7 protein-coding genes are annotated in these 11065 nt (G+C 65.2%); 6 read left to right on the top strand and 1 reads right to left on the bottom strand.

Annotated elements, in window-relative coordinates; all coding sequences use genetic code 11:
- The first annotated feature begins 51 nt into the window (after nucleotides 1-51).
- The 3 genes from ACNH6H_RS00165 to ACNH6H_RS00155 are packed head-to-tail and all read left to right on the top strand — an operon-like array spanning nucleotide 52 to nucleotide 5282.
- Nucleotides 52-1461, top strand: a complete 1410-nt coding sequence (locus ACNH6H_RS00165; protein WP_418314702.1) for a cytochrome P450 — start codon at nucleotides 52-54, stop codon at nucleotides 1459-1461.
- Entirely contained in the window at nucleotides 1458-4280 is a 2823-nt protein-coding gene (locus tag ACNH6H_RS00160; protein WP_418314701.1) for a Dyp-type peroxidase, read from the top strand. Before ACNH6H_RS00165 ends, ACNH6H_RS00160 begins: the two co-directional genes overlap by 4 nt.
- Nucleotides 4281-4283: 3 nt before the next feature.
- Nucleotides 4284-5282: a YheT family hydrolase gene (locus ACNH6H_RS00155; RefSeq protein WP_418314700.1), complete on the top strand. Its 999-nt coding sequence runs from the start codon at nucleotides 4284-4286 to the stop codon at nucleotides 5280-5282.
- Nucleotides 5283-5333: 51 nt separating this feature from the next.
- On the opposite strand, the gene ACNH6H_RS00150 is transcribed toward ACNH6H_RS00155, so the two are convergent.
- The gene (locus tag ACNH6H_RS00150) at nucleotides 5334-5876 is read right to left on the bottom strand and encodes a CHRD domain-containing protein (RefSeq protein WP_418314699.1); all 543 of its coding nucleotides are present in this window, start codon (nucleotides 5874-5876) and stop codon (nucleotides 5334-5336) included.
- 151 nt (nucleotides 5877-6027) lie between these two features.
- Between ACNH6H_RS00150 and ligD the strand changes: the two genes are divergently transcribed.
- The 3 genes from ligD to ACNH6H_RS00135 all read left to right on the top strand — a co-directional run bounded on the left by ligD (nucleotide 6028) and on the right by ACNH6H_RS00135 (nucleotide 11060).
- Nucleotides 6028-8664, top strand: a complete 2637-nt coding sequence (gene ligD / locus ACNH6H_RS00145; protein WP_418314698.1) for a DNA ligase D — start codon at nucleotides 6028-6030, stop codon at nucleotides 8662-8664.
- Nucleotides 8665-8885: 221 nt separating this feature from the next.
- On the top strand, nucleotides 8886-9821 hold the full coding sequence (locus ACNH6H_RS00140) for a Ku protein (RefSeq protein ID WP_418314697.1): 936 nt from the start codon (nucleotides 8886-8888) through the stop codon (nucleotides 9819-9821).
- Between the two features lie 294 nt (nucleotides 9822-10115).
- Nucleotides 10116-11060, top strand: a complete 945-nt coding sequence (locus tag ACNH6H_RS00135; protein ID WP_418314696.1) for a tetratricopeptide repeat protein — start codon at nucleotides 10116-10118, stop codon at nucleotides 11058-11060.
- Nucleotides 11061-11065: the final 5 nt, after the last annotated feature.

Here is an 11065-nt window from a genome sequence, read left to right as displayed (position 1 = left end):
ACGATTATCCGTGCAACTTGGTCGTCCGCCGGCCCGACCCCCCTAGAAGCGGTGGACAAGCGGCCTTCCGATCTGCGCATCGAGGGGCTAGCATCCGCCACGGTTGCGGCCGGCATCGCGATGCAGGAGGCGGTCATGCCCGAAGGTGAATGCAGCGGCTTCGATCCCGAGTGGCTCGAACGACCCAACTGGAATGCTCGCGCCTTCAACTGGGTGACCAGCTACCCGGTGCATCGCGTGCTCGCCTTTCTCGGCTTGCTGACGCCGGTGCTGCCGATGGTCGTCTGGCGTGCGCAGCTTTTTCTGCGCAACGGCGACGTCCGCCAGGTCCTGTCCCGGTCGGATCTGTTCCCGGTTCCCTGGCACTGGAAGATGATCGAGGTGACCGGTGGGCACGAACACGGCGGGCGCAATTTCGTGCTCGGCATGAAGCCCGGCGATGAATACCGCCTCAGCTACGAGCAGATCGCTCGCGTGTTCCCGCTGTCCGACGTCAAGCATGTCGGCAAGCTTTCTGCAAAGGCGGCAAGCAACATCGTCAAGTCGCTCGCGAACGGGCAACCATTCGACGCGATCGAAGACTTGATCACTGCCGTGCCCACGCGCATGTGCGCGCAGTACTACGGCTTGAAGATCGCCACCCCCGACGCGAACAATGCGCAGCCCAGTCCGGCCGAGGTCATGTTTGCAAAGTGGACCCTCGTCGTCAGCTCGTACCTGTTCGCCCCGCCCTTCACCCGGCAGGACGACGAGGGGACGAGGCAGGCACAGGCCGCAGCACACTGCCTGCGCCGGGTGATTCGTGATTCGATCGAAACCGCCAGAACCGACCCGCCGCCAACCGATACCGCGATGGCGCAGTTTCTGAAGCTGCAGGCAGCGGACCCGGATCACGTCACCGATGACGTGATCCACGCCCAGTTGTTTGGCAAGGTGCTGGGCTTCATCCCGACCAATGTGCTGGCCGGCGGCAACATCCTCGAAACCCTGTTGAAGCGCCCGGATTTCATGGCGCGCGCGCGCAACGCTGCGCTTGCCGACGACGACCGCTTGCTGTGGCAGTGCCTGCGCGAGGCGCTGCGGTTTCGCAACATCAATCTCGGTCCGTTCCGCGAGGTCGGCCCTCAGGGCTATACGGTGCGGCGCCGCTTCCTGCCCGATTGCCGGCTCAAACCCGGCACGCCGGTGCTCGCCAGCACGCAAGCGGCGATGTTCGATCCGCGCGTCGTGAAGCGCCCGGGCGCGTTCGATCCGGATCGCCCGGACGACGACTATCTGGTCTTCGGCGTCGGCCAGCACTGGTGCGTCGGCGCATACATTGCGATCGCGCAGCTGACGCAGACCTTCAAGCCATTGCTGCGACGCGAAGCGCTCGAGCCGGTCGAAGGCAAGCGTGGCAAGTTGCAGCGCTTCGGGGCCTATCCGCTGCACCTGCAGGCAAGGTTCGGGGAGGCGAAATGACACACGCCTTCATAACCGTTGTCATCAAGGTCGAAACCGGCAACGTGCCGGCGGTCGACGACTGGCTCGATGGTTTTCAAGGTCATCTGGAAGCAGTCAAGAATGCCGATCCGTCCCGCCTGCCACTGGTCTGGCTGCGGCAGACGGTGCACTTCATGAGCATGTTCACGCTGCCGGCCGAGGAAGGCTTGGCAGCCCGTCTGCTGATCGAGGCCAATGCCGATGGCCATCCGGCCGATGTGCTGGCAGACATGGTCGAGACCATGGGCGGCGATCACGGCCCTTTGGCCGAGCTTGTCCGCAGGACTGGCAGCTGGACGAGTGGCCCCTTGCTGGCCTGCATGCAACAGCACTGTCTGGAGTTCAAGCCACTGCTGACCGGCGCCGCCGGCATGATGTTCACCGGCACGCCGGGGATGACGGTGCGGCGGATCACCGCCGAGTGGTCCCTCTCCGTGACGCTGCGCAATCTGCTGGAGAGGCCGGACTGCCCGCGCGGATCCGCGCTGAAGATGTTGCGCTTCGCACGGGCGCAGATCTTTGCCGACGTCAACTGGAAGTGGGCCTTCGTATGCGAGCCGATACCACTGCTCGACGACGCGAAGCGCAGTTTTTCGTATTCGGACCTGATTCCTGCCGCGGTGCGCGACCTGCTCTGGTTGCCGCTCGGAATTGCCTTGTTGCTCGCTGCCGCCTGGGCGCTGGGACCACCCGGGTGGACATGGGACCTTCCAATCCTCATCAAGCTGCTGCTGGCGCTGCCGGCGGCTGTCCTGATATTCATGATCGAGCTGGTGTTCATCGGCATCGTCGTGTTGATCGGCCGGAAGATGCTGCAACGCAGCGAAAAAAACGACGTGCCGATCGACCGTGAGCCCGACCGGGCGATGGTCCAGGAAATCATGTCGCGCGAAAACCAGGAAGGTTTTGTCCAGAACCATCTTGCTGCGCAGTCGTTCGTGAAGAAGGGATGGGCGCGCAAGGTCGCCTTGCGTTTGGCCTTGTGGGCGATTGCCGAACTGGTCCGCCGCCGCTCGCAACCGGGTTTTCTGGACCGCATCGGAACCATCCATTTCGCGCGCTGGATCTGCCTGCCCGGAACCGACCGCCTGATCTTCCTGTCAAACTTCGACGGCACCTGGGACAGCTACCTGGAGGATTTCATCGCCCGGCTGCGCGAGGGCTTGACCAGCATCTGGAGCAACACCCGCGATTTCCCGAAAACCGAGAACCTGATCGAAGGTGGTGCTGCAGACGGAGCCCGTTTCAAGCGCTGGGCGCGGCGCCAGCAGGTGCCGACGCGGTTCTGGTTCTGCGCCTATCCGCATCTGACGAACAGCCGGATCCGCATCAATGCGGCGATCCGCCATGGGTTTGCCAGTGCGGCCGACGAGATCCAGGCCGCGAGATGGCTGTCGCATTTCGGCTACCACGCCCCGGAAGAAGTCGAAAAGGCCGAGCTTTGCCCGCTCGTCTTCGGTGGCCTGCCCGCATTCCGCTACTCGCACTGCATGCTGGTCAGCCTGCGTCATCACGCTTCGGCTCGCAAATGGCTGGACGATCTGCGCCCGGCGCTTTCCTTTGGTGCCCATGCGCAGCGCGAGCCATCGGCGATCACGATCGGCTTCACGAGCACGGGCCTGCGCCACCTCGGCCTCGATGACGCCGCGCTGGCAACCTTCCCGACGGCGTTCCAGGACGGCATGGCCACCCCGTACCGCGCGCGCCTGCTCGGCGACAGACTGCCCCTGGACTGGCTCTGGGGAAATCAGGCCCCCGAAGTCAATGTCAATGCGGTAATGCTGATTTATGCGAGCAAAGCCGCTGAACTGAAGCTGCTGATCAATCGCGAAAAACGTCGTCTGCAGCAGTTCCAGCAACCCGCGGCCACCGATGTGCCGATGCGGCCGTTGCCGCTGCCGGACCCGCTGACCAAGGAGGTGATCCTGCGTGAACCGTTCGGATTTCGCGATGGCATCTCGCAGCCGGTCATGCGCGGCGGGCCGGGCTGGTCGAAACCTGGCAATGAGCTCCATGTCGTCGAGCCGGGCGAACTGGTGATGGGCTATCGCGACAACCTCGGCAACCTGAACCCGTCGCCAACCAGCATGGGCTACGACATCGGCCGCAACGGCACATTCCTGGTGATCCGCCAATTCGAACAGGACATCAATGCGTTCAATGATGCCGTCAGTGCCATCGCACGGACCATCGACCAAAGACCCGAAGATGCGCGCCACCCCGGCTTCGTTGATGCTGGCGAACTCGAGCACTGGGTTGCCTCCCGGATGGTCGGCCGCTGGAAGGACGGCAGTTCGCTGGTTCGTCACCCGCACCCGCCTGCCCGGGGCAAGCCGCGGGCGCCGGACAATGACTATCTGTTCGGACGCGAGGATCCTGGCGGCTTGCGTTGCCCCTTCGGCGCCCACGTCCGGCGCGCCAACCCACGCGACAGCCTGCAGCCTGGCTCCGCGATCGAATTGGCCATCAGCAACCGGCACCGCATCCTGCGAGTCGGACGCCGCTATCGCCCGAAAGCGGGCAAGAACCCCGGCTTGCTGTTCATGTGCATCAATGCCGATATCGAACGCCAGTTCGAATTCCTCAATCAGACGTGGCTGCTCGGCCGCAATTTTCATGGCCTCGAGGATGAAGTCGACCCGATCCTCGGTTACCGCGGCCCCGACGACAGCATGACCGTGCCGACGGCGAGCGGGCCGCAGCGTTTTGCACCGCTGGCACAGTTCGTCAAGGTGCTCGGCGGCGGCTATTTCTTCATGCCGGGCAAGCGCTGCATCGATGTGCTGGCCGGCCGCTGACCGATGACCGCTCTGCTCGCGCCGCACGACATTGCCGCCACCGGCGTCGACGCCTGCTATCGCGCGCCATGGTGGTTGCCAGGCCCGCATCTGCAGACGATCGTCGCCCGTTGGCTTGCCGGTAGCGCGGCCGACCTGCAATTCGAGCGCGAGACATGGGAAACACCGGACGGTGACTTCATCGATGTCGATACCGCGGGGCCGAACGATGCGCGCAGGGTGCTGGTGCTGTTCCACGGCCTGGAAGGCAGCAGCGCCAGCCACTATGTGCGCATCATCTTCCGCCACGCGCTGCGCGCTGGCGGCTGGCGCTGCGCGGTGCCACATTTCAGAGGCTGCTCGGGCCGGCCAAACCAGTTGCCGCGTGCCTACCACGCCGGCGACAGCGCGGAGATCGGCTGGATCCTGGAACGGTTTTCGCGGCAATACCAGACGGTTTGCGCGGCCGGCGTGTCGCTCGGCGGCAATGCCCTGCTCAAATGGCTGGGCGAACAGGGCGCAGCCGCATCGCAGGTGGTGGCGCGGGCCGTTGCCATCTCCGCCCCGGTCGACCTGAACGCATTCGGCGGCGAGATCGGGCGCGGCTTCAATCGCCTTTATGGCTGGCACTTCCTCTATTTCACGCCGCTGCGCCGCAAGGCGCTGGCGAAGCTGGAGCGCTTCCCAGACTTTCATGCGGTGCGCGGAATCGACGCCAGCAGCATCCGGTCAGCCTCGACCCTGCCGGCGTTCGACGCCGCATTGACGGCACCGCTGCACGGTTTCGCCGATCACATCGACTACTGGACCCGGTCGTCGGCGCTGCCGCTGCTCGCACGGATCACCGTGCCCACGTTGCTGATCAATGCGCGAAACGATCCGTTTCTGCCGGAATGGGCATTGCCGACGACATCGGTGTCCAGCGCCGTCGAATTCGACTTCCCGCAGCAAGGTGGCCACGGCGGGTTTCCCGGCTGCAGGCAATGGCTGGCACGCAGGGTGCTCGAGTTTCTTGACCGCTGACCAGAGCCGCCCCTAAAAAAACCTGCACCCGCCGCAGCCTGGCGAACTGGCTCAATGCACGTGCGGCGTCTCGCCCAATTGCCCGCGGATCGCGCCGGCCGGGAACGCGCTGTTGTGCACGTTGATGTAGAAGTTCTGCGGGTTCTTCAGGATGCGCTGCGCGATGCCGGCTTCCTTGGTCGGGAACTTGCCTTCGGTCGCCTCGCTGATGCAATCGCCGGCCTGGCCGTTCTGCGGCCACGCCAGTGCGGCCACCACAGGGCCGTTGCTGCCGCGGGCGCCTTCGTGGATGTGGGCGGCGCGGCCGTTGCCCGGCGCCTGGTTCAACTCGGCCAGATCCTTGTCGACGATGATCGTGTAGCACAGCGTATTGGCATTTTGCGCACCGTCGATGCCGAATACCATCGCCCGGCCGCGCGCGTTCGGATCGCCGACCATGCCCTTCTTGTCGGCGCTGACCTCCTCGATGCCGGTCAAGTTGGCCTCCAGCACCGGGTTCAGGTGGCCGGCGTGCGCGGCGGCCGGCGCCCAGACGGCGAGTGCGGTCAGCGCGGCGGCGGCGAGGGTCGAAGCAGTATGTTTCGGCGATGTCATGGTGGTGTGTCCTTGATTCGGTCGGTCGGTGGAGAAATGGCTTGCCCGATCACAAATCGACGCGGGCTGGTGTTTGCTACGCAGCAATAGGCTGGCTGGATGCACCCGCCGTCGGACAGAATGGGCGCCATCTCAGATCGACCCTGCGCCCATGGCATCCGACAAGCTCGACCGCTACCGCAGCAAACGCGATTTCGGCAAGACGCCGGAGCCGCAGGACGAGCCCGCGGCGGCCCGGCCGAAGAAGAAGGGCAAGGAGCTGGCCTTCGTCGTGCAGAAACATGCGGCCAGCCGGCTGCACTACGACTTCCGGCTCGAGCTCGACGGCGTGATGTTGTCGTGGGCGGTGCCGAAAGGGCCGAGCTTCGATCCGAAGGACAAGCGGCTCGCGGTGCAGACCGAAGACCACCCGATCTCGTACAACAGCTTCGAGGGCACGATTCCGAAGGGCCAGTACGGCGCCGGCACGGTGATCGTCTGGGACCGCGGCAGCTGGGTGCCCGAGGGCGACCCGCACAAGGGCCTGGCCGACGGCAAGCTGCTATTCACGCTGCACGGCCACAAGCTCGCCGGCCTGTGGGAACTGGTGCGCATCGCCAAAGGCCACGAGAAACAGCCGCCATGGATCCTGTTCAAGAAACACGACGAATTCGAGCGCCCGCACGCCGACTACGACGTGATCACCGCGCTGCCCGACAGCGTCGTCAGCAAGCCACCGCCCGGCCCTCCGCAGCCGTGGAAAAGCGTTCGTGGGAGCGGCTTCAGCCGCGATTCCTCACCCGCCACGCAACGCTCCCCATCCACCCTCCTCGCCTCCGCCCCCAAAACTTCCCTGCCCGCCACCCTCGCGCCCCAACTCGCCACCCCCTCCACCTCGCTGCCATCCGAAGCCAACGCCTGGCTCTACGAGATCAAGTTCGACGGCTACCGCCTGCTGACCCGCATCGACGAAAAAGGCAAGCCGAAACTGCTGACCCGCAACGGCCACGACTGGACGACCAAGATGCCGCGGCTGGCGCGTGAGCTGGCGGCGCAGAAGATCAAGAACGCCTGGCTCGACGGCGAAATCGTCGTGCTCAACGACGATGGCCTGCCCGACTTCGGCGCGCTGCAGCTCGCATTCGACGGCAGGAAGGCCAGCGACGCGATCGTCTATTTCCTGTTCGACCTGCCGTTTCTCGACGGCCGCGATCTGCGCAAGCTGCCGCAGGTCGACCGCCGACGGCTGCTGCAGCACCGGTTGCAGCAGGCATTGCCGGCGAATGCCGATGGCGGCGCGCTGCGCCTCAGTGCCGAGCTCGAAGGCAGCCCGGCAGACCTGTTCGCCTCGGCAAGCCGGCTCGGTCTCGAAGGGCTGATCGCCAAACGCTGCGACGCGCCCTACCGCTCTGCGCGCAGCAACGCGTGGCTGAAGCTGAAGACCAGGCTGCGGCAGGAGTTCGTCGTCGCCGGCTTCACCGACCGCGGCGGCCAGCGCGGCGCCGCAGAAATCGGCAGCCTGCTGCTCGGCGTATTCGACGCCAAGCGCTTGGTCTCGGTCGGCAGCGTCGGCACCGGATGGAACGGCCAACTCGCCGCCGACCTGAAAAAGCGCCTGGTCAAGATCGAGCGGGACAAACCGCCGTTCGCCGACGGCGCGGCAGCGGTCGGCTCCGGCCGATTCTCAAAACGCTCGCCCGCGCCGCCGCGCTGGGTCGAACCGAAACTCATCGCCGAAGTCGAATTCGCCGAATGGACCAGCGACGGCCAGGTCCGCCACGCCAGCTTCCTCGGCCTGCGCGACGACAAGCCGGCGAAGCAGGTGGTGCGAGAGGAGAATTCTGTGGGAGGGGCTTCAGCCCCGATTCGGGCTGGTGGCAGCCAAAAAATCGGGGCTGAAGCCCCTCCCACAAAAAACCAATCCAAAGCTTCCCCACAGATGAAGATCACCAACCCCGACCGCGTCATCGACGAAAAAAGCGGCCTGACCAAACTCGACCTGGTCCGCTACTACGACAGCGTCGCCGACTGGATGCTGCCGCACCTGAAGGGGCGGCCATGTTCGCTGGTGCGCGGTCCGAACGGCATCGGCGGCGAGCTGTTTTTCCAGAAACACGCCGAGTCGCTGAAGATCACCGGGCTGAAGCAGCTCGACCCGGCGATCGACCCCGAGCACGAGCCGCTGATCTCGATCCCGAGCGCCACCGCACTGGTCGGCGCGGCGCAGATGAACGTGATCGAGATCCATACCTGGAATGCGCTGGCGCGCCGCTTCGAGACGCCCGACCGCATCGTCTTCGACCTCGACCCCGGCGAAGGCGTCGGCTGGAAAAAGGTGCAGGAGGCGGCGCGGCTGCTGCACTCGTTTCTCGACGACCTCGGCCTGAAAGCCTGGCTGAAAACCAGCGGCGGCAAGGGCCTGCACATCGTCGTGCCGATTGCGGCCAAACTCGACTGGGAAACCGTCAAGGGCTTTTCGCGCGATGTCGTGCAGCACATCGCGAAAGTGATCCCGGACCGCTTCGTCGCCAAAAGCGGCCCGAAAAACCGGGTCGGCAAGATCTATATCGACTACCTGCGCAACAGCCAGGGCGCAACCACCGTCGCGGCGTTTTCAGCCCGCGCCCGGCCGGGCCTCGGCGTCTCGATGCCGGTGGCCTGGGAGCAGCTCGACGAGATCAAGAGCGGCGATCAATGGACGATCGCCAATACCCGCGAATACCTGTCGTTCGAGAAAAACGACCCATGGGCCGGATACTGGAAATCGCGGCAAGGCCTCGCGAAGGCGGTGAAGCGGCTGGGCGGATGAGTATCAATTCTGGAGGGGATGGGTCATTTGTGGGAGGGGCTTCAGCCCCGATTCGGGCTGCTGCTCCGGAAAGAAATCGGGGCTGAAGCCCCTCCTACAATTCCCGGCCTCGGTCCCTTCGCCACCCTCCTACGTTGCAACGGCGCCAAACCCCGCTGGCCGATGCGCCACTTGCGGCTTATGCTGCGGGATAAATCCGCACGCTTCATGAAGGGCATGCCATGGCCGCACGTTCAATCGCCTCACTGACGCTCAGCTTCGGGCTCGTCAATATCCCGGTCAAACTGTATTCGGCGACCGAATCGGCGTCGACGATACGTTTCAACATGCTGGCCAAGGACGGCTCGCGGCTGAAGCAGCAATATGTGTCAGAGAAAACCGGCAAGGTCGTCGAGCGCGGAGACATGGTCAAGGGCTACGAGTTCGAAAAAGACCATTTCGTGCTGTTCACGCCGCAGGAGCTGAAGGCGCTCGACGAGGCGGCCAGCCACGTGATCGAGATCGTCGCCTTCGTGCCGCTGCAGACGGTCGACCCGATCTACTACGACAAGGCCTATCTGCTCGCACCCGACAAGCGCGGCGGCAAGCCCTATGCGCTGCTGATGGAAGCGATGCGCAAGAGCGACCGCTGCGCGCTGGCGCGCTGGAGCTGGAAAACCAAGCAATACGTCGTCCAGGTGCGCGCCGTCGAAGACGGCCTCGTGCTGCAGCAGCTGCTCTATGCCGAGGAAGTGCGCTCGCTGAAGGACCTCGACATCGAGCGGGTCGACGTGTCTGATGCCGAGCTGAAACTTGCACTGCAGCTGATCGAGCAGATCACGCAGGACGAATTCGACCCGACCCAGTTCAAGGACGAGGAAAAGGCCCGCGTGCTCGCGGCGATCGACGAAAAGATCGCCGGCAAGGAGGTCGTCGCATCGGCTCCGCACGAGGCGCCAACGAGCGGTGGCCAGGTGATCGATCTGATGGATGCGCTGCGCGCGAGCCTGGGTGGCAAGGGTGGAGGCGCCAGCAAGCCGCCCGCCGCGAAGAAGGCCGCCGGAAAAACGGCTGCCGCCAGCGCCGATGCCGCGAAAGAGCAGCGCAAAGGCGCGCGCAGGGCGCCAAAGGCCGAGGAGCCGGTCGCGGCGCCGGCCAAGGCGCGGGCACGGAAGTGATGGTCGGGGATTTCTGTGGGAGGGGCTTCAGCCCCGATTCGGGCTGTTGCTTTGCCATGCCCTGTGGGAGGGGCTTCAGCCCCGATTCGGGCTGGGGGCCTACTAAAAAATCGCGGCTAAAGCCGCTCCCACAGGTATGCACATGACTTCGCCATTCAGCACCACCAAGCCAAGCTTCGTGGGAGGGGCTTCAGCCCCGATTCGGGCTGGGGGCATACAAAAAAATCGCGGCTGAAGCCGCTCCTACAAAACAAACATCCACCCCGCAGCATTCGCCCAAGGACCCCGCCCCCCGTGCCCCCTCGCCCGGCCCCAGCCGCGCCCGCGCCCTACTCGCTCCGCCAGATCCAGCAGATGCTCGGCCTGTCGCGCAAGGTGATCACAAGGCTGATCGCGGCCGGCTTCGTCGTTCCGCAGCGCGGTCCGCGCAATGCCTACCGCTTCTCATTCCAGGATGTGGTCTTGCTGCGCACCGCCCACCAATTGCGCCAGGCAAAGATCGGCCCGCGCCGCCTGCTGCGCTCACTGAAACAGCTGAAGGCCAAGCTGCCCGACGAGATGCCGCTCAGCGGCCTGCGCATCAAGGTGATCGGCAACGACGTCGCGGTGCGCGACGCCGACGCCCGCTGGGAGGCGCCGAGCGGGCAGCTGCTGCTGGATTTCGAGGTGGCTGCGGCGCACAGCGGTGGAGCGATGGCAGACATCGGCGCCGACCGTGGGCGGACTTCTGTGGGAGCGGCTTCAGCCGCGATTGCAACCGAGGCAGGCAACCAAATCGCGGCTGAAGCCGCTCCCACAACAAATGCCGGCTCCGACATCACCGAACTCTTCACCCTCGCCGTCCACCACGAAACCACCGGCAACCCAACCGCCGCCGAACACGCCTACCGCCGCGTCCTCGCCTCCACCCCCGATCACCTCGACGCCGCGATCAACCTCAGCGCGATGCTCTGCGACGCCGGCCGCTGCGCCGATGCATTGGCAATCTGCGACCAGGCAATCAGCGCCAGCGCATCCAACGCCGGCCCAGCCGCCGCCCTGCTCCACTTCAACCGCGCAATCGCGCTCGAAGACCAGCAGCGCGCCGCCGAGGCGCTGCAGGCCTACGCCCGCGCGCTCAAACTCGACCCGACCCTTGCCGACGCCCACTACAACGCCGCCCGTCTGCACGAACAGCTAGGGCATGCGAAGGAGGCGCTTCGGCATTTCAGTGCCTATCGGCGGCTGCAGCGGAGCTGATCGGT

The sequence above is a fragment of the Pseudideonella sakaiensis genome, assembly GCF_048320135.1.
Classification (GTDB): Bacteria; Pseudomonadota; Gammaproteobacteria; order Burkholderiales; family Burkholderiaceae_C; genus Ideonella_A; species Ideonella_A sakaiensis_A.
This window is presented reverse-complemented; position numbering and strand designations above follow the sequence as displayed.

What these genes read in the sequence shown, in the direction of transcription:
- ACNH6H_RS00160 (WP_418314701.1), top strand. Translation starts at nt 1,458, where the DNA reads ATGACACACGCCTTCATAACCGTTGTCATCAAGGTCGAAACCGGCAAC.
- ACNH6H_RS00155 (WP_418314700.1), top strand. Translation starts at nt 4,284, where the DNA reads ATGACCGCTCTGCTCGCGCCGCACGACATTGCCGCCACCGGCGTCGAC.
- ACNH6H_RS00150 (WP_418314699.1), bottom strand. Translation starts at nt 5,876, where the DNA reads ATGACATCGCCGAAACATACTGCTTCGACCCTCGCCGCCGCCGCGCTG.
- ligD (WP_418314698.1), top strand. Translation starts at nt 6,028, where the DNA reads ATGGCATCCGACAAGCTCGACCGCTACCGCAGCAAACGCGATTTCGGC.
- ACNH6H_RS00140 (WP_418314697.1), top strand. Translation starts at nt 8,886, where the DNA reads ATGGCCGCACGTTCAATCGCCTCACTGACGCTCAGCTTCGGGCTCGTC.